We start from the raw sequence: 17,219 nt of genomic DNA, 5'->3' as shown, positions 1-17,219 counted from the left end.
TTATGCAGAAATCAAAATGAAAGAATATCGTGTTATTGAGGATACTTTTCTTGTACAGTCAAATATAGATCAAAAGAGTGGTTTGATTGTTTCACCAGATCAAGGAGAAAAAGAGTTTGCCCTTCATGCTTTGACAACAATCGAGGGTACACCTAAGAAGTCTGGTGTTTATAAGATAAATATTTCTGGCACCGTCAGAGATGGATTAAAAGATTTTAATAAGGATTTTATTTTAAAAATTGAAGAGTAAGAGGATTGTGTATATAAGAAATATGAGTGGATAAATGACAAGGAATAAGTGTTTTTATGTATTTGTTTATATTGTTCTTTTGATAGAATAGACAGTTTAAAATAGAATTTTAGAATTGACTAGCTATCTCAACGAAACTTAATAATTACAGTGGATTATATTGTAGGTAAATTTTTTATCTAATAATAAAATAGTCGGGAAAGTATTTTATTGAAGTTTATATAGGTTTTTATGAGAAACGTGATGATGAGTTAAGTAAAACCTATGTTTTTATAAACAGCACCCCAATATTATATGATTAATCTTGGGGTATTCTAGGTCAGAAACGACTTTCCCAAAGCTCTTTCGCGTTTGCCATTGCATCATCATAGCTACTGACCACACCCATGGTATACAACGCAATCCCCATCGTTTCGATCACTGCCATTTCTCCATATTCATGCGTTTGTTGACCCAACCAAACTGCTTTAAATACTGCAAGATCAAGCTCTTCTTCAATCGGGCTACGGTCAGGAGTAAGTTTTGGCAACTCATGTTCGTATAACTCACCATTTTTAATCCCACAGATTAAAGTTTTTGCATCAGGATTACGTTCAAACTCGCCGCCTTCACCCTTAATCACCGCACTATTTTGATATCCCAAACGGAAAGCAGTTTGCTGGTGTGACGTTCGATAAGCAGGATGAAAAATGGCTTGTAAGGTGGCTTTGGCATTAAATGGATTAATCAGTCGCGCCAGAGTGTGAATCGGAGAGCGTAATCCCATCACATTTCGCAGTGAAATAAGTTCGCTTAAAATCGGTGAAATTGCTTCTAGTGGAAGGTAGGCAAAGTTGTGCTGTTGAAGTTGTTCACGGACATCCTGTTCATTCTGGCAAATAGAATAGCCTAAGTATTGCAAAACCTGTTCAGTATAAACACGGTTAATGGTGTGGCCAGATGCGCCGTGCATCACAATCTTGTAACCATGATGCGCTAAAGTCAGTGCAGCCAATAAAAACCACGGATAGTGTTTACGTTTACCTGCATAAGAAGACCAGTCTAGATCCACCTCCAGTGGCAGAAAGTTAAGCTGGTCACGCGTAGCTTGGACAAAACCTGCCAGTTCATCGACAGATTCTTCTTTAACGCGGAGTAGCATTAAAAATGCGCCAAGCTGCACATCTAGTACTTCATCTTTCAAGATCATGCTAAAGGCCTGATAAGCCTCTTCGTAACTGAGTGAACGTGAACCTGTTTTGCCTTTCCCTAAAATACGAACATATTGAGCAAATGGATGTTCTGCGGTTTTATAGATATTTCGTTTTGTGTTCATGGCCGTATTGAGGATTGTCACTGAAAATGAGATCAATATGACATAAAATAAGGGCATGTAGCATAAAAAAACCAATAGGCTGTTTAATCAATAAACAGTTGTGGTCTGGGAAGCCATCGTGCAAATAAAATTATTGACCCAATCAGTCTAGTGATTTGATGTAAACGGGACATGACATCTGATCTAAAAGTTATTAGCATGACTTCGTACAAATTTTTAAGAACAAAGAAAGCGAAAGGAAATAAAGATGTTAGCTTATGATGCAGATTTGGAACTCTTCCGTGATAATTTTAAACGCTTTATGAGCGAGCAGATTGCACCGCATTATGATCAATGGGAACGTGAAGGCATTATGCCGCGTTCAGTGTGGTCTGCATTGGGTGAAAATGGATTCTTGTGTGTGGATGTACCAGAAGAATACGGTGGTTATGGTGTGCCAACACATTATTCACTCATGTTGGTGGAAGAATCTGCTCGTGCAGGTTACTGTGCATTATCAACTGCAATTTCATGTCATTCTGAAATCGCTGCACCGTATATTCAGCACATTGCAACAGAAGAACAAAAACAGTACTGGTTACCTAAAATGGTATCGGGTGAAGTCGTCGGTGCGATTGGTATGACTGAACCAGGTGCAGGCTCAGACTTACAGGCAATGCGGACCAGTGCAATTTTGCAAGATGACCACTATGTATTAAATGGTTCGAAAACCTTTATTTCAAATGGTCAGCATGCTGATCTGGTTGTGCTTGCAGTAAAAACTGACCCACAAGCGCGTGCTAAAGGTGTGTCATTGATGTTAGTCGATACGCATTTGGATGGCTTTAAAAAGGGCACCAACCTCGACAAAATCGGATTACATTCACAAGATACCTCAGAGCTATTCTTTGATAATGTCAAAGTGCCGAAAGATCAATTGCTAGGCCAAGCAGGGCAAGGTTTTGCTTACTTGATGCAGGAGCTGCCACGTGAACGTACTGCGATTGCAGCAACAGCTTTAGGTGCGATTCGTGGAGCAATTGATTTAGCAACGGCTTATGTCAAAGAGCGTCAGGCATTTGGTCAGGCCATTTCACAATTCCAGAATACACGTTTTGTCTTGGCACAAGCGAAGATTGATGAGTTGGCAACTGCTGCTTTCTATAACCAAAACGTTGAGCTCTATAACGAAGGTAAACTGGACGTAGAAACTGCTGCGGCATTGAAGAGCTTCAGTACTGATATGCAAATGAAAGTTGCAGATAACTTACTTCAGTTATTTGGTGGTTATGGTTATATGACTGAATACCCAATTTCACGTTTCTTCGTTGATGCGCGTATCCAGCGTATTTATGGTGGTACCAACGAAATTATGAAAGAAATCGTGGCGCGTGGAATTATTGGTAAAGCTTAATTCATACGCTTCAAAAACAGCCTGCTCAATAGCAGGCTGTTTTGTTTCATGCAGGAGGATTAAGGCTTTGGTTCATCAAATAAGGCCGCACAGCGTTCAGTTTGACATCCTGCAAGTAGAATGGCTTTGGGTAAGCTGGCATACATATTGGTCAGGTGTTGTTCAGCGGGATGTTGAAAATACCAAAAAGAAAATTGTTTTGAGTGTTGGTCTTTAAAATTTTGATAAAAATCATTTTGCTTTTTTAAAGCATCTGGATCCGCCGAGGGGCCTTTGCCTAATTCTTGTGTACCCACGGTGGTCATGAGCATCACGTTTTGAGTTGTATTGGCTTTATTTTTTAACCATTCAGCCTGTCTATTTAATAAGGCATAGTTGTCAAACCAGAGTGAAGGGCTTGCTGCAATATAGCGCTGAAATGTTTGTGGCTTGGAAAAGAAGGTATGCAATGCAAATAATCCGCCAAAGGAGTGTCCGAATAAGCTTTGTTGTTGGGCATTGACTTTAATCCGTGAACTGATTGCTGGTTTCAGTTCTTTATCCAAAAACTGGATGAACTGGTCTGCACCACCATATTGATATTTTGCTTGCGCTTGAAACTCGGCAGACGTTTTAGGGGTATAGTCTAAAGCACGTTTTTGCACATCAAACGTGCTCTGGTCAGGATAGCCTACTGCAACAATTACCACAGGGCTAAGCCCCAAACGATTTGCACCTGCACCAACTGATTTCGCAATATTGGCAGCGCTTTCAAAAGCGGCATTGCCATCTAAAACATACAGCACAGGAAAGCCTTCCACAGGTGCTGTACGATCGGGAATGGAAATCTGAATCAGGTAGTCCTGAGCAGTATATTTCGATTTCAGGATAAAACTTTGTCTGGTCTGGGTATTTGCTTGCACTTCACGTGCTGAACTGGAACTTGCTGTAGAAGGCTGCGCAATCACGGACTGGGTCGCGATCATAAGAGAAAAAGTTAAAATACCAAGACGTTTCAACATCACTTTATTTACACTCGTCAAAATTTTGACAAGAAATATATAATGAAAATCATTATCAATAAAGTTTAATGGGAAAAAGAGTTAAAACTCAGCGTGTTTAATGCATAAAAGTATTGTTATACTCTAGCTCGGATAATCGATTCATAGATAGATTGTAATCCATTCTTATAGATGATTTTGCTGAGGCTGCATTCAATGGTAAACGATGGACAAAACACATCGAATTCACTTAATTTAGAACAAATTCGTAACGATATTGATAGTGTTGATCAACAAATCCAAGAGTTACTCAACCGCCGTGCGACACTGGCAGAAGCGGTAGCTAAAGCGAAATTTGCATCCGAAGAAAATCCACTGTTTTATCGCCCGGAACGTGAAGCGCAAGTGCTCCGTAAAGTCATGGAGCGTAATCAAGGGCCTTTGTCTGATGCAACCATGGCACGCTTATTCCGTGAAATCATGTCTGCATGTCTGGCGCTTGAAGCACCACAAAGCATTGCATTCTTAGGACCAGAAGGGACGTATACGCACTCTGCTGTGTTAAAGCATTTTGGTAAAGATGCGGTTGTGCGTCCATTACCAACCATTGATGAAGTTTTCCGTGAAGTCGAAGCGGGCAGCGCGCATTATGGTGTTGTTCCTGTAGAGAACTCATCTGAAGGGATTGTGAACCATACGCTGGATTGCTTTAAAGCATCGACAGTGAATGTGATTGGTGAAGTTGAGCTTCGTATCCATCACCAATTCCTTGTCTCAGAAAATACCCGTAAAGACAGCATCAAACAGATTTATGCGCATCAACAAACCTTGGCTCAGTGCCGTAAATGGTTAGATGCCCATTATCCAGGCGTTGAGCGTGTTGCACTGAATTCAAATGCAGAAGCGGCTCGTCGTATTCGTAACGAATGGCATTCTGCTGCGATTGCATCTGATATTGCGGCAAGCATGTACAATCTTGAGATTTTACATAGCAATATTGAAGATAACCCAGAAAATACCACACGTTTCCTTGTGATTGGGCGTGAGAAGATTCCTCAAAGCGGTAATGACAAGACCTCGTTATTGATCTCTGCACATGATCGTGCGGGTGCTTTACTGGAAATTCTTGCACCGTTTGCGAAGCATCAAATCAGCTTGACCAGCATTGAAACACGTCCAGCTTTACCTGAAAAATGGGCTTATGTGTTCTTTATCGATTTAGAAGGACATATCGGTCAGGAAAATGTTGCGGCGGCATTGGAAGAAATTCGTCCAATGGTAAAAGAGTTACGTGTACTCGGATCTTATCCAATCGCTGTTTTATAATCCCGTTTTATCGAATGGATAGATGACTTCGGTATCTATCCATATCAATGTCGTCTCATTAGGCAAATATGTTTTATGTCTCAACCATTATTTAAAAAAGTTGCATTTATCGGACTTGGACTGATTGGGTCTAGTCTTGCCCGTGTGATTGTGGCAGAACAACTTGCATCTCAAATTGTGGCTTCAACACGCTCAAAAAAAACATTAGAAGATGCCAAGACACTCGGTCTTATTCAACACGGTTATGCAACGCCTGAAGAAGCAGTTCAGGATGCAGATTTAATTGTTTTAGCATTACCCGTTCGTGCGACACAAAAAGTGCTTGAACAGATCAAGCCCTTTCTTGCCGAAAATGCCATTATTACCGATGTAGGTAGTACGAAAGGCAATGTGGTTGAAGCGGCAAAAGCAGTATTTGGTGAAAATTTACCTGTCGGTTTTGTGCCGGGGCATCCCATTGCAGGTGCAGAACATACTGGCGTACATGCGGGTAAAGTGGATTTATTCGTCAATCACAAAGTGATTCTAACGCCACTGCCGACCAGCGCGGAGTGGGCGGTTGAAAAGCTGATTCAGCTTTGGTCTGCGGCAAAAGCAGAAGTGATTTGCATGGATGTTGCTAAACATGATGAAGTGTTGGCACATACCAGTCATTTACCGCATTTGATGGCATTCAATCTGGTTGAGCAACTGGCAAATCGTGAAGATAATCTAGATATTTTCCGCTATGCTGCGGGTGGTTTTAGAGACTTCTCTCGGATTGCAGCCAGTGATCCGCAGATGTGGCATGATATTTTCTTTGCCAACAAAACCGCAATTTTGAATGCTGTTGATGGTTTTGAACAGCAATTATCCGTTTTGAAAAAATTGATTGAACAGGAAGATTCGCATGCGTTGATGGGGCTACTGGGCCACGCGCAAGCGGCACGCCAACATTTTAATCATATGTTAGCCAAAAAACCTTTGATGGAGAAAAACAAGGTGACACAGCAATTTAGCATTTTACCGGGAAAGAAAACATTTACAGGTAAATTCACCGTACCGGGTGACAAATCTGTGTCACATCGTTCCATCATGTTTGGTGCGATTGCAGAAGGCACAACTCATGTGACAGGCTTTTTGGAAGGTGAAGATGCACTCGCAACTTTACAGGCATTCCGTGACATGGGCGTGAGCATCGAAGGACCAAAGAATGGTGAAGTGACCATTCATGGCGTGGGCATGCAAGGCTTAAAAGCACCTGCAAGCGCATTGTATATGGGCAACTCAGGCACCAGTATGCGCTTGTTATCAGGCATGCTGTCTGCGCAAAAATTTGACTCGGTAATGACGGGTGACGCGTCATTGTCTAAACGTCCAATGGAGCGTATTGCCAAGCCACTTCGTGAAATGGGTGCACTCATCCAGACCACAGGCGAGAAAGGTACACCACCTGTGAGTATTACAGGTAGTCAGGCGCTTAAAGGAATCCAATACGATTTACCAATGGCGTCAGCTCAGGTGAAATCAGGCATTTTATTGGCTGGTTTATGGGCTGAAGGTGAAACATCGGTGACTGAACCAGAACCGACGCGTGATCATACTGAACGTATGTTGCGTGCCTTTGGTTATGATGTAAAAACTGAAGGCAATAAAATCTCGCTTGTCGGTCGTGGCAAGTTAGTCGGTACAGATATTCAGGTGCCTTCTGATATTTCATCTGCTGCATTCTTTATGGTGGGTGCTGCGATTACTGAAGGTGCTGATGTGGTACTGGAAGCAGTCGGTATTAATCCAACTCGCACAGGCGTGATCGAGATCCTTAAGCAAATGGGTGCTGATCTGACAGTTGAGAATGAGCGTATTGCAGGTGGTGAGCCGATTGCAGATATTCATATCAAAGGTTCAAGAACATTGAAAGGCATTCACATGCCAGAAGATCAAGTGCCTTTAGCCATTGATGAATTCCCAGCATTGTTCATTGCTGCTGCATGTGCAGAAGGTCAAACTGTATTGACAGGTGCTGCTGAGCTTCGTGTTAAAGAATCTGACCGTATCCAAGTGATGGCAGATGGTTTGAAAATCATGGGGATCGACTGTACACCAACGGAAGATGGCATCATCATTGAAGGCAAAGGTAAATCTGGCGACTGGTCAGCGATCTTTACGGGTGGTGAAATTGAATCACATCATGACCATCGTATTGCCATGAGCTTTAGTATGGCTGGTTTACGTACCTCAGGTGAAATCACGATTCATGGTACAGAAACGGTTGCGACAAGTTTCCCAACTTTTACCGAACTTGCAAATTCAGCTGGATTGGATTTAAGTGTAGTCAATCCGTAATCTGATTTGAATCAAGCAGCATTCAGCTATTGAAGGTTGAGTGCTGCTTTTTTTATGTACTTATCTCTAAAAAGAATTTGTTAAAACCATCCATTTAACGCTTAAATACTAAAAATGATGACTTCTCTGATGTACATATCTAATCGGGTCGAAATTTATCAATTTAACAATAGAACTAAGACAATCAGCTAATCGTTTAGAGACGATTGTATATATAATAATTCAGAGTATAGGCGTTGGATTTAGATTGTGATGCAGCGCTAAAATATAATAAAAGAGGGAATAGCATGAAAACGTTGCAATTTATAGCAGATTGCCCAAAACATGGAGTGGTCGATCATCCACCGAATGAGTGCTATATCACACAAGAATATGTGGCTGCACTGCTGTTTAAACAATTAGAACAATATGGTTTTGATGCACAGCATATTCGTCATGAACATGAAAAAATTGAAGTGCGCATCGACAATCATCAATTGCCGCTTTCGATCTTATGCTCGCAACAAGACACAGAAGGACATATTTTGTGTGAGATTTCAGCCAATCCACAACGTGAACAAGCGTGGTTTGAAAAGATCGAGACGCAAAGTATTATTCGCCAACTGGCTCAGGCCGTAGAAAATAGCTTAAAAGCGGAACATAGTTTTTCTCAGTTTGTATGGAAAAGCTAAGTCTTTTTTACGAATAGAATCTTAAATGAAGTGCATTAACATCATGACCGTTTCGGTGTATGGTGTATATTGATTTAAACGCTTTATTTGAGAGTATAGGTGCATGATACAGGTCGATTTTTCTAAATTATCACCCCAAGTGGTTTGGCAACATTTTGAGACCTTATGTACGATTCCTCGGCCTTCCAAGCATGAACAACAATTAAGACAACATTTAAAAGATTGGGCGGAACAGCGTAAGCTCCAAACTTATGTCGATGACATTGGTAATCTGATTATTCGTAAAGCGGCAACTGCGGGTAAAGAACAGGTGGCTGGTGTGATTTTGCAGGGGCACTTGGATATGGTGACTCAGGCAAATCGAGGAACCCAACATGATTTTTTTAAAGATCCCATTCGACCTGTATTAAAAGATGGCTGGCTAATTGCTGAAAATACCACTTTAGGTGCAGATAATGGGATTGGCGTTGCATTGGCACTGGCGGTATTAGAATCAAATGATATTGCACATGGGCCGATTGAAGTCCTGTTGACGATTGATGAAGAAGCGGGAATGAGTGGTGCGCGCTTACTTGAATCTGGCGTTTTAACTGGACAATGGCTTTTTAATATCGATACCGAAGAATGGGGCGAGCTATATCTTGGCTGTGCAGGCAGTATTGACCTAGAAATAGGGCATCCACTTGAATATGAAACAGCACCAAATGATTTAATCTTTGTAGATTTACTGGTATCAGGTCTGAAAGGTGGTCACTCTGGGGTTGATATTCATTTAGGTCGTGGGAATGCCAATGTCATTCTAGCCAATTTCCTTAATGACCATTTAGCACAATCCAATGGTCGATTGGTTGAATTTGTCGGTGGAACAGCACGTAACGCCATCCCGCGTGAAGCTGTTGCAACCATTGCAATTCAGGCAGAACAACTGACTGATTTGGAAAACGCTGTTGTAGCGACACAAGCTGCATGGCAACAGACACTACAGGGTATTGATGATCAGTTGCAAATCACGGCACAGCAAAATACCAGTCAGATAAATGAAGTGATTGCGTTACATCAACAACAAGCGTGGTTGCAGGCATTAGCAACTTGCCCTTATGGCATTGCTCAATGGAGTAGTGCTTTACCTGATGTGGTTGAAACCTCGAATAATATCGGTGTGGTCAAACTCACTAAAGACGAAGCAAAAACCTTGATTATGGTTCGTTCGATGGTGAATCAGCAGGCGTTAGCCTTTGCACAGAACATTCAACAGCACTTTGCCAATTTCCAGATCAAATCTGAATTAACGCCGTTAGTATCAGGTTGGACACCGAATCCAGAATCAGCGGCATTAAAGTGCTTGCAACAAGCGTATCAGTCTGTATTTAAAATTGAGCCAAACTTGAAAGTGATTCATGCGGGGTTGGAGTGCGGCATTATTGCGGAACATTATCCTGATTTGCAAATGGTGTCTTTTGGCCCAGATATTCAGGGGGCGCATGCACCGGGAGAGCGAGTTAAAGTGGATACGGTAGAGAAATGCTGGAAGTTGTTGGTGACGGCGCTAGAATCTATTGAGTAATTTTTGTTTAAGATTCAGTAATCAAAAGATTAAAGTAATAAAACCCTTTTGTTAGACTGACGGTACGTCCTTGCTACCGCAGTCTAACAGAGCGACATCCATGCCGCCTACGCGATAGTTAATAGTGGTTGAGGTAGAAAAACACAAAATAATGAAACTTTAAATTTTGCCATAAAGATTTACTTTGATTTGAAATAGGTTTTTATCCAACTCGATAAATTCAAATTCACAATTAATAAATTTTTCAATCATGGTGGCCTGAGTACGGGGATGCTCGCTCAACATACTAGATGGCTGCTGGTATTACATCTATTTTCCTTATTATTTAATTAAATGAACATACTGTCAGTACATGGTAATGCGAAGTAACGAGTCACTTTACTTTCGGCAAAGGTTTACTAGGTACATGGTGCTGAGCCTAATCTGTGAAGATTGATGCACGGCTCACATGCTTCCGTAGCCGCCTGAATTATTTTCAATCCCTCAAGCGGATGCAGGATCTTGTACTCGCCCAGTATGTCCAAACTGTGATTGTGAACTAAATTCACAAAATCTGTTGTCTATTCGACTAAATCAATCTGCCAATTGGCAGCCTGAATCTTGATATTTAAATCGCGTAGTTTCGCGCTGATATCATCGGCTTGTTTTTGCAAGCTAGAAACAGGGATAACCTTTTTCCATTTAATCTCTCGTGAACTATAACGATCAGATTCACGATGGGTATTGGCAATCGCATCAACGAGAATTTTATGCTGTTCTGCATAATTATCACGTAAGCTTAATAGGGATAGCAATATTTTACCATCCTCTAATTTTGCTTGTGCATTGGTCAAATGAATACGACAAATCAATTGATTGCTTTCTTGGGTTAAAGCAAACACTTGTTTGATTAGCTCATTTGGATCTTCACTTGGTTCATCACCATCTTGTACCAACACATTGGCATTGATCCGTTGTTTTAATGAAGCAAGCTTTTTTTGTTGATCACTTCGAAGTAATAGCGCTTCTGCGAGTTTCATTTTATTTACCTTTTATTCAATATGTACAATGACTAAGTTTGAAACATCTTCCAATTGCATACTAAATTTTGCAAATTCCGTAATATCTTCTAAAGTTTCATTTTCATGCCAGGTTGTCATGAAGCAATGATTGACTGGTGGTTGATAGTTATAAAAACCTAGATAGGTTTCATCTAGGATATCATCCCAAATAGAGCACTCATATCCTGTCACCATTGCTTGAATGCATCGTTTTGAATAGACAATCTGCTCACAAATCCAATTACGCCATTCAGGTCGGATTTTTTCAGCATTGACAATCAAGATGATGAAATAGGATTGCTCTGGTAGCACGAGATGGGCTTCCTCATTTGCTCTGATTCTATAGCTTTGAATATTTAAACAATCCTTTTCCATAACTAACCCTTAACATTCATCACTTGTCTTAGTGTATACACCACTTCAACCAAATCCCGTTGTGGTTTCGGCTATAGGCCGATGCAATTTTATCAATCACAGCAGCTTACAGTATTCCGCATCTTTGGTTTGAATTAGAGTGACTTCCAGTAATCATTCTCCTAGACGATCTTTCTTATTTTGAGATGGGCTGGATAGAAACTCTAAATTCCAGAGTTTTTCGGCATGTCGACCTAACCACCAGAAAGATGCTGCCAATATAATAAAGAAAATGGCTTTATGCATACCATTCCAGAAGAACTCAAAGTACTTGGTATATAGGTTGATAAATAAGAAGGTGATACCAAAACCACGTGAGGTGGCATCGTCATGTTTCAAACCATAGACAATTGCAATGATGGCAATAAATGCGAATAAAACACCCCAATGCAACAGCTCATATTGTTTAACGTTATACCAGCTACTTAAGTCACCATAGTTGCCAAAGATTGATAGAAGCCATAAGGCAATAAATAGATAAAGCAATCCCATGACATAAGTTGAGTGCGCAAAGTCTTTAAAATGCGCATAACGTTTAAAGAGAAGACTTAATCCAATCAGTACTCCACCAAAGAACACAAACCGTAAAGGGAAGTTCATCCCTAGATAATATGCACCCCAACCAGACATATAACCTGTTTCAGTTCCAAACCATGAACCCAATGAAAGTAATGAAAATACCCAAATCAGTTTGGATGGAAACCAGAAGGCAAGAGCGGCATAAATGAGGGTTGAGAGCAGGAATAACAAAGAGAAATGTCCGCTGCCTGTATCAATCGCTTGTCCGAAATAAGCAACAGATGCTGCTGTGGAAAGGACACCAGCAAAAATAATGGCTTCATTGCTAAATTGATGCAGTGGTTTGGTTTTACGTCGACGATATGCAAAGCCATAAAAGGCCGCCGCAACTCCTGCAAAAATCAGACAAGGAATGATTTTGGAATCAATAAATATTTTTTCAATCAGTTCCATCAAGAACTGATCCGCTGTAATTGCGGCAATGGCAATCACGGCACAAATCATCGAAATCCAGAAAGAGTATTTTGCCAAGCGTTCCCAGTCAAAAGGACGAATCGAAAAACTATGCTTTAACTCATTGGCAACATCAGGCGTAATGGTGCCTTGTTGTTGCCATTGTTCAATGGTTTGCTTTAAAAAAAGTCCTTGTTTTTTATTTAATTTCATTAAAGAACCCGAATGTCTGTACATCTATACTGATATAACAGACATTGGATTGAAAAGACGTATAGTTTTCTTAGTAATTTGTTGTTAAGTCTACAGTTTTAAAAAGCGAGCAATCACTTGTCTGAGCTGTTTTAAGTAACCTGTAAAGAAATGATTGGCACCTGGCAAAATCGTGATTGGATGTTTTTGCGGCTTTGCCCATGCAATCATATCTGATAGCAAGGTAATGTCATCTTGCTCGCCATGAACAAATAAGATATCGCCGTCAATTGCAGGGGTTTTATAGTGGCGTAAATCGACCACAGAACCTGTTGGTAATCCACAGAGCACCAATTGTTTTGGACGTAATTCATCGCTGAGTTGTGCTTGGCATTTTGCCAAAACATGTGAACCAAAGCTAAAACCACCTGCATAGAAGGTCAAACCTGCATGCTTCTCGCGGGCATATTCAATCACAGCCATAATGTCATCAGTCTCGCCGTGCCCTTGGTCATGTGTGCCTTCGCTGCCTGCCAGACCACGGAAACTTGGACGATAAACTACACAGCCCATTTCATTAAAAATCTGAGCCAGTAGTACAGGAACTTTATGATTTGGTGTCCCGCCTTGCAAAGGATGTGGATGGCAGACAACAGCAAAACCTGTGACTTCACCTTGAGGTTGATCGACAAACATTTCAATTTGACCAACAGGACCTTGGATGAATAATTGCTCAGACATAAGATACGCAATGGATAATGGAAGAATCCACTATTTTACCGATAATGAAGAATGAAAACACGAATTGGCATTAAAAATTATCAACTGTTATAGTTTCACCAAGATAAATTTATGTTTGATTGATTATGCTTGCTTTAATTTCTCCTGCTAAAACACTTGATTACACAACAGCACTTCCTACAGATACATATACTCAACCACGTTTGTTGGCACAATCACAGCAGTTGATTGATGTATGCCGTAAGCTTTCGGCAACTGAAATCGCGTCGTTAATGACGGTAAGCGAAAAAATTGCCAATTTAAATGTAGAGCGTTTCCGTGACTGGAATGCTGATTTTGATTTTTCCAATGCACGCCAAGCGATGTTTGCTTTTAAAGGGGATGTGTATACTGGTTTAGATGCTTATCACTTAAAAGATCAAGATATTGATTTTGCCCAGCAGCATTTGCGTATGTTGTCTGGTCTTTATGGATTGTTGCGTCCTTTGGATTTGATGATGCCGTACCGTTTAGAAATGGGTACTAAATTAAAAAATGCTCGTGGGCATAATTTATATGAATTCTGGGGCAGCATCATTACGGATCAAATTAACCAAGATTTATCTGAAATTAATTCGAAAGTATTGGTAAATTTAGCCTCTGACGAATATTATAAGTCTGTGAATGAAAAGAATATTCAGGCGGAAATTGTTAAGCCAGTATTTCTGGATCAGAAGAACGGAAAATATAAAGTCATTAGCTTCTATGCGAAAAAAGCGCGTGGTCTGATGGCAAGATACTTGATTGAAAATAAATTAAGCCAAGTAGAACAATTAAAAGCATTTGATAGTGAAGGTTATTACTTTGATGCTGAAAGTTCATCGGATAAAGAGTTGGTCTTTAAGCGAGATGAGCAACACGCAGCGTAAGTTTGCCTTGGGCAGGGTGGGATGTTAACCAAAGAGCATTTATTAAAGTATGCAATATCGTCTGATCAAGTTTGTGTTAAAGGGCAATTAACAGAACCTCGCAGTTATGGAGTGTACGCATTACCATTAGATACAGATGGTACTCGACGATTTCGATTTGGTAATCATCCCATGCGCCAGCAGGAACTAAAACAAGAGCTTGGTTCCTGCACTTTGTATCAGCTTTTTCTTGAGCGTAAAGATGCTGAATCTTTAGCAAAATGGCTTAATAAAGCAATTCAGTGAGAATTGGCAATGCAGCAATATTTAGCCGTATTAGAAAAATCATGGTTTGAGCTACATCAGTATTATCATTTTTCTGAACCGCAGAAAATTTTTAATAAGTTGATTGCTGCCTATAGTGAAAAGCAGCGCGCTTATCATACAGTTCAGCATTTGTATGAATGTTTGGTGTTGCTTGAATCGATTCGAGCCAATTTGAATGATGCAAATGCTGTTGCATTGGCACTTTGGTTCCATGATGCGGTTTATGATCCGCAAGCGAAAGATAATGAATTGAAGAGTGCCGAGCTATTTGAGCAATATGTAGCTCATAATTTATCAGCAGATGTTTTTCAAAAGATAAAGCGATGGATTGTTGCGACGCAAAAGCATGCATCGACTGATGAGTTGGATTTGCAATTTTTACTGGATATTGATTTAGGGATCTTGGCTGCATCTCCAGCGCGTTTTGAGGAATATGAACAACAGATTCAAAAAGAGTATGCTTGGGTAGATTCTGGGATTTATTCTATTAAAAGAAAAGAAGTTTTAGCGCATTTTTATCAAGCAGAACCACTGTATCAAACGGAATATTTTCAACAGAATTTTGAGCAAAGGGCGAAGCAAAATTTAAATCGAATATTAAATATTTAGAATTGAGAGAATCATGGATCAGCTAATTCAAATATTGAAAGAGCTAGCGAAACAGCATCCGTTAGAAAAATATTTTGTATGGGAGTTGCCAGAAAGTAATCCATTACCAATCCCTGTGCATCTTGCCTCCATATTTGAGCAAAATATTTATTTAAAACATAATTTCAATTCTTTATTGAATTCAGATGATTTAGCTGGTCGGTACTGGTTGATTCAAGAATGGGGAGGTATACGTTCTTTTAAGCAAAATCCTAAAAATGATCTGTTATTGCTTAAATTTGAAAATGAACTTACAAAAGGTGCTTTAACAAGAACTACTTTTTCAGTGATCTCTTCTTTATCAAAAGTAGCATCATTTATGGATCATCAGGCTTATGCAGTTTATGATTCCAGAGTCATTTATTCTTTAAACTGGTTGTTGTTTAAATATTCAACATTAAAGGAGTTTTATCCTCAACCGATTGGAAGGAATGCTGATATAACACAATATGAACTTAATACGATTTTTAATTTGTTTGATGGTCCTGTGAACTAAAAAACTCACCGCATTGCTTATCATGATTATTGCCAATTAATGAAAAAATTATCGATGGAAGTGTATGCTAAGAGTGAGCCGTATTGGGCTGAAATGCTTTTGTTTATCCTTGCACCAAAATATATTGTGAATGATATAAAAAGTTCATTACAGATAGCATTAAAATGCTAGAAAGAAATGAGTGTTTTGGCGATTAAAAAAGGGAGCCCAAAAGCTCCCTTTAATATTTTGCTTACTTAAAGAAATAGCCAGTTTCTGGTGAACTCGCATTCGCCATACGCTTACGTGGCATACGACCTGCTAAAAATGCTTCACGACCTGCTTCAACGGCTTTTTTCATCGCAGAAGCCATTAAAATCGGGTTTTGAGCGGCAGCAATCGCCGTATTCATAAGAACGCCATCACAACCGAGTTCCATTGCAATGGCTGCATCACTGGCTGTACCAACACCCGCATCTACCAAGACAGGAACCTTGGCATTTTCTTTAATGATTGAAATGGTATGTGGATTCAAAATACCAAGACCAGAACCAATCAAACTACCCAAAGGCATAATCGCAACACAGCCCATGCTTTCAAGTTCTTGAGCAACAATCGGGTCGTCCGATGTATACACCATGATTTCGAAACCATTATCAATCAAGGTCTGTGCAGCTTTTAGGGTTGCAGTGACATTTGGATATAAGGTTTTTTCATCACCGAGTACTTCTAATTTCACCAGATTATGACCATCAAGTAGCTCACGTGCCAGCATACAAGTACGAATCGCACTATCTGCATCAAAACAACCTGCGGTATTGGGCAAAATCGTGTATTTCTCAGGTGGAATCACTGAAAGTAGATTCGGTTGATCGGCATGCTGACCGATATTTACACGACGAATCGCAACGGTGACAATTTCTGCACCACTTGCTTGAATGGCTAAATCGGTTTCATTTAAATCTTTATATTTACCAGTTCCGACCAATAAACGTGATTGAAATGTACGTGAACCAATAATTAAAGGGGAATCTTGCATGGGCTTACTCCATTTTTAGCCAATTAGCCGCCACCAACAGCTTGAATAATTTCAATACGATCTTCAGGAGCAATTAAGGTCTGCTCAAGTCTACTTTTCGGAATAATCTGTTGGTTCTTCTCTACAGCGAAGCGTTTACCTTCAAGCGCCAAGCTTTGAATGAGTTGCTGTAGATTTTCACAAGACGTGTCTGTTGACTCGCCATTTAAATAGATGTGCATGATAAATCCTTATTTCGCATGCTTAATCGCTTGCCATGCGAGTATTACCCAGCCTGCAATCATAAATGCACCGCCAATTGGGGTGATTGCACCTAAGATTCTCGGTAGACCAAGCGCCATAATGTACAACGAACCACAGAAAAAGGTGATGCCAATTTGGATCAAAATATAAGGAATTTTTATAGAGAATGTTGGCGTGGTTTTATGTAGGACACCTAAAATCAGTAAGCCCAACGCATGATAGAAAAAGTACTGGGTTGCTGTACCCCACCAAGCAAGCTGCTCTGGTGTAGCAAAAGATTTAAGACCATGCGCACCGAAAGCACCGACCATGACTGCAAGCGCAAGATTAAGCGCCGAGATTGCTATCCACATAATGAGAATGGAACAAGAAACTTGATGAACAAAGTTAACATATTCGGATGTTTAAACAAAGCCA

General features: G+C 40.2%; 19 protein-coding genes and 1 pseudogene. 10 read left to right on the top strand and 10 right to left on the bottom strand.

Going from position 1 to position 17,219, the window contains the following annotated elements; genetic code table 11:
• Positions 1-250 (top strand): hypothetical protein (locus tag AWW72_RS11820; protein WP_062847463.1); only part of this gene is annotated, 250 nt, incomplete at its 5' end.
• A gap of 319 nt (positions 251-569) precedes the next feature.
• On the opposite strand, the gene AWW72_RS11815 is transcribed toward AWW72_RS11820, so the two are convergent.
• On the bottom strand, positions 570-1,565 hold the full coding sequence (locus AWW72_RS11815; RefSeq protein ID WP_062847462.1) for a glycosyl transferase family protein: 996 nt from the start codon (positions 1,563-1,565) through the stop codon (positions 570-572).
• A gap of 247 nt (positions 1,566-1,812) precedes the next feature.
• Here AWW72_RS11815 and AWW72_RS11810 point away from each other — a divergent pair, with 247 nt between their 5' ends.
• Positions 1,813-2,958, top strand: coding sequence for an acyl-CoA dehydrogenase family protein (locus AWW72_RS11810; RefSeq protein ID WP_004772567.1), 1,146 nt, complete (start codon positions 1,813-1,815; stop codon positions 2,956-2,958).
• A 59-nt stretch (positions 2,959-3,017) separates the two neighbouring features.
• Here the strand turns inward: AWW72_RS11810 and AWW72_RS11805 are convergent, their stop codons facing one another.
• Complete coding sequence (locus AWW72_RS11805) at positions 3,018-3,959, bottom strand: alpha/beta hydrolase (protein ID WP_062847458.1); 942 nt, start codon at positions 3,957-3,959, stop codon at positions 3,018-3,020.
• 195 nt (positions 3,960-4,154) lie between these two features.
• On the opposite strand from AWW72_RS11805, the gene pheA reads away from it, so the two are divergent.
• From pheA to AWW72_RS11785, 4 genes are all read left to right on the top strand, one after another.
• Positions 4,155-5,264 carry a prephenate dehydratase gene (gene pheA / locus AWW72_RS11800; protein WP_004772565.1) on the top strand — a complete coding sequence of 370 codons (1,110 nt, stop codon included), beginning with the start codon at positions 4,155-4,157 and terminating at the stop codon, positions 5,262-5,264.
• A gap of 75 nt (positions 5,265-5,339) precedes the next feature.
• Positions 5,340-7,589, top strand: coding sequence for a bifunctional prephenate dehydrogenase/3-phosphoshikimate 1-carboxyvinyltransferase (locus AWW72_RS11795; RefSeq protein ID WP_062847457.1), 2,250 nt, complete (start codon positions 5,340-5,342; stop codon positions 7,587-7,589).
• A gap of 287 nt (positions 7,590-7,876) precedes the next feature.
• A complete protein-coding gene (locus AWW72_RS11790; RefSeq protein ID WP_004772562.1) occupies positions 7,877-8,260 on the top strand; it encodes a hypothetical protein in 384 nt (127 codons plus the stop codon).
• A 103-nt stretch (positions 8,261-8,363) separates the two neighbouring features.
• Positions 8,364-9,824, top strand: a complete 1,461-nt coding sequence (locus AWW72_RS11785; RefSeq protein ID WP_062847456.1) for an aminoacyl-histidine dipeptidase — start codon at positions 8,364-8,366, stop codon at positions 9,822-9,824.
• A gap of 159 nt (positions 9,825-9,983) precedes the next feature.
• On the opposite strand, the pseudogene AWW72_RS19670 reads toward AWW72_RS11785, so the two are convergent.
• From AWW72_RS19670 to AWW72_RS11765, 5 genes and pseudogenes are all read right to left on the bottom strand, one after another.
• Positions 9,984-10,106, bottom strand: a pseudogene (locus AWW72_RS19670) (RNA 3'-terminal phosphate cyclase); the annotation flags it as partial.
• Positions 10,107-10,384: 278 nt separating this feature from the next.
• A complete protein-coding gene (locus AWW72_RS11780) occupies positions 10,385-10,843 on the bottom strand; it encodes a DIP1984 family protein (protein WP_004772559.1) in 459 nt (152 codons plus the stop codon).
• A gap of 12 nt (positions 10,844-10,855) precedes the next feature.
• Entirely contained in the window at positions 10,856-11,239 is a 384-nt protein-coding gene (locus tag AWW72_RS11775) for a DUF7684 family protein (RefSeq protein ID WP_062847455.1), read from the bottom strand.
• 153 nt (positions 11,240-11,392) lie between these two features.
• Complete coding sequence (locus AWW72_RS11770; protein WP_062847454.1) at positions 11,393-12,463, bottom strand: DUF2157 domain-containing protein; 1,071 nt, start codon at positions 12,461-12,463, stop codon at positions 11,393-11,395.
• A gap of 90 nt (positions 12,464-12,553) precedes the next feature.
• Positions 12,554-13,183 carry an alpha/beta hydrolase gene (locus tag AWW72_RS11765; protein ID WP_005257957.1) on the bottom strand — a complete coding sequence of 210 codons (630 nt, stop codon included), beginning with the start codon at positions 13,181-13,183 and terminating at the stop codon, positions 12,554-12,556.
• Positions 13,184-13,308: 125 nt separating this feature from the next.
• Here AWW72_RS11765 and yaaA point away from each other — a divergent pair, with 125 nt between their 5' ends.
• The 4 genes from yaaA to AWW72_RS11745 are packed head-to-tail and all read left to right on the top strand — an operon-like array spanning position 13,309 to position 15,541.
• A complete protein-coding gene (gene yaaA, locus AWW72_RS11760; protein ID WP_062847453.1) occupies positions 13,309-14,091 on the top strand; it encodes a peroxide stress protein YaaA in 783 nt (260 codons plus the stop codon).
• A gap of 21 nt (positions 14,092-14,112) precedes the next feature.
• The gene (locus AWW72_RS11755) at positions 14,113-14,376 is read left to right on the top strand and encodes a hypothetical protein (protein WP_062847452.1); all 264 of its coding nucleotides are present in this window, start codon (positions 14,113-14,115) and stop codon (positions 14,374-14,376) included.
• A gap of 9 nt (positions 14,377-14,385) precedes the next feature.
• Positions 14,386-15,006, top strand: coding sequence for an HD domain-containing protein (locus tag AWW72_RS11750; RefSeq protein ID WP_062847451.1), 621 nt, complete (start codon positions 14,386-14,388; stop codon positions 15,004-15,006).
• A gap of 13 nt (positions 15,007-15,019) precedes the next feature.
• Complete coding sequence (locus AWW72_RS11745) at positions 15,020-15,541, top strand: hypothetical protein (protein ID WP_249409170.1); 522 nt, start codon at positions 15,020-15,022, stop codon at positions 15,539-15,541.
• Positions 15,542-15,773: 232 nt separating this feature from the next.
• On the opposite strand, the gene AWW72_RS11740 is transcribed toward AWW72_RS11745, so the two are convergent.
• From AWW72_RS11740 to AWW72_RS11730, 3 genes are read right to left on the bottom strand one after another with little or no spacing between them, the layout of a single operon-like run.
• The gene (locus AWW72_RS11740) at positions 15,774-16,559 is read right to left on the bottom strand and encodes a thiazole synthase (RefSeq protein ID WP_062847450.1); all 786 of its coding nucleotides are present in this window, start codon (positions 16,557-16,559) and stop codon (positions 15,774-15,776) included.
• A 23-nt stretch (positions 16,560-16,582) separates the two neighbouring features.
• Entirely contained in the window at positions 16,583-16,780 is a 198-nt protein-coding gene (thiS, locus tag AWW72_RS11735; protein WP_004639327.1) for a sulfur carrier protein ThiS, read from the bottom strand.
• Positions 16,781-16,789: 9 nt separating this feature from the next.
• Entirely contained in the window at positions 16,790-17,155 is a 366-nt protein-coding gene (locus AWW72_RS11730; protein WP_062847449.1) for a DUF423 domain-containing protein, read from the bottom strand.
• Between the last annotated feature and the right edge of the window lie 64 nt (positions 17,156-17,219).

The organism is Acinetobacter sp. NRRL B-65365 (assembly GCF_001605865.1).
In the GTDB taxonomy this organism is placed as follows: domain Bacteria; phylum Pseudomonadota; class Gammaproteobacteria; order Pseudomonadales; family Moraxellaceae; genus Acinetobacter; species Acinetobacter vivianii.
Note: the sequence above shows the minus strand (reverse complement) of the source record. Positions and strands in the feature narration are given on the sequence as shown.

What these genes read in the sequence shown, in the direction of transcription:
- AWW72_RS11815 (WP_062847462.1), bottom strand. Translation starts at nt 1,565, where the DNA reads ATGAACACAAAACGAAATATCTATAAAACCGCAGAACATCCATTTGCT.
- AWW72_RS11810 (WP_004772567.1), top strand. Translation starts at nt 1,813, where the DNA reads ATGTTAGCTTATGATGCAGATTTGGAACTCTTCCGTGATAATTTTAAA.
- AWW72_RS11805 (WP_062847458.1), bottom strand. Translation starts at nt 3,959, where the DNA reads ATGTTGAAACGTCTTGGTATTTTAACTTTTTCTCTTATGATCGCGACC.
- pheA (WP_004772565.1), top strand. Translation starts at nt 4,155, where the DNA reads ATGGTAAACGATGGACAAAACACATCGAATTCACTTAATTTAGAACAA.
- AWW72_RS11795 (WP_062847457.1), top strand. Translation starts at nt 5,340, where the DNA reads ATGTCTCAACCATTATTTAAAAAAGTTGCATTTATCGGACTTGGACTG.
- AWW72_RS11790 (WP_004772562.1), top strand. Translation starts at nt 7,877, where the DNA reads ATGAAAACGTTGCAATTTATAGCAGATTGCCCAAAACATGGAGTGGTC.
- AWW72_RS11785 (WP_062847456.1), top strand. Translation starts at nt 8,364, where the DNA reads ATGATACAGGTCGATTTTTCTAAATTATCACCCCAAGTGGTTTGGCAA.
- AWW72_RS11780 (WP_004772559.1), bottom strand. Translation starts at nt 10,843, where the DNA reads ATGAAACTCGCAGAAGCGCTATTACTTCGAAGTGATCAACAAAAAAAG.
- AWW72_RS11775 (WP_062847455.1), bottom strand. Translation starts at nt 11,239, where the DNA reads ATGGAAAAGGATTGTTTAAATATTCAAAGCTATAGAATCAGAGCAAAT.
- AWW72_RS11770 (WP_062847454.1), bottom strand. Translation starts at nt 12,463, where the DNA reads ATGAAATTAAATAAAAAACAAGGACTTTTTTTAAAGCAAACCATTGAA.
- AWW72_RS11765 (WP_005257957.1), bottom strand. Translation starts at nt 13,183, where the DNA reads ATGTCTGAGCAATTATTCATCCAAGGTCCTGTTGGTCAAATTGAAATG.
- yaaA (WP_062847453.1), top strand. Translation starts at nt 13,309, where the DNA reads ATGCTTGCTTTAATTTCTCCTGCTAAAACACTTGATTACACAACAGCA.
- AWW72_RS11755 (WP_062847452.1), top strand. Translation starts at nt 14,113, where the DNA reads ATGTTAACCAAAGAGCATTTATTAAAGTATGCAATATCGTCTGATCAA.
- AWW72_RS11750 (WP_062847451.1), top strand. Translation starts at nt 14,386, where the DNA reads ATGCAGCAATATTTAGCCGTATTAGAAAAATCATGGTTTGAGCTACAT.
- AWW72_RS11745 (WP_249409170.1), top strand. Translation starts at nt 15,020, where the DNA reads ATGGATCAGCTAATTCAAATATTGAAAGAGCTAGCGAAACAGCATCCG.
- AWW72_RS11740 (WP_062847450.1), bottom strand. Translation starts at nt 16,559, where the DNA reads ATGCAAGATTCCCCTTTAATTATTGGTTCACGTACATTTCAATCACGT.
- thiS (WP_004639327.1), bottom strand. Translation starts at nt 16,780, where the DNA reads ATGCACATCTATTTAAATGGCGAGTCAACAGACACGTCTTGTGAAAAT.
- AWW72_RS11730 (WP_062847449.1), bottom strand. Translation starts at nt 17,155, where the DNA reads ATGTGGATAGCAATCTCGGCGCTTAATCTTGCGCTTGCAGTCATGGTC.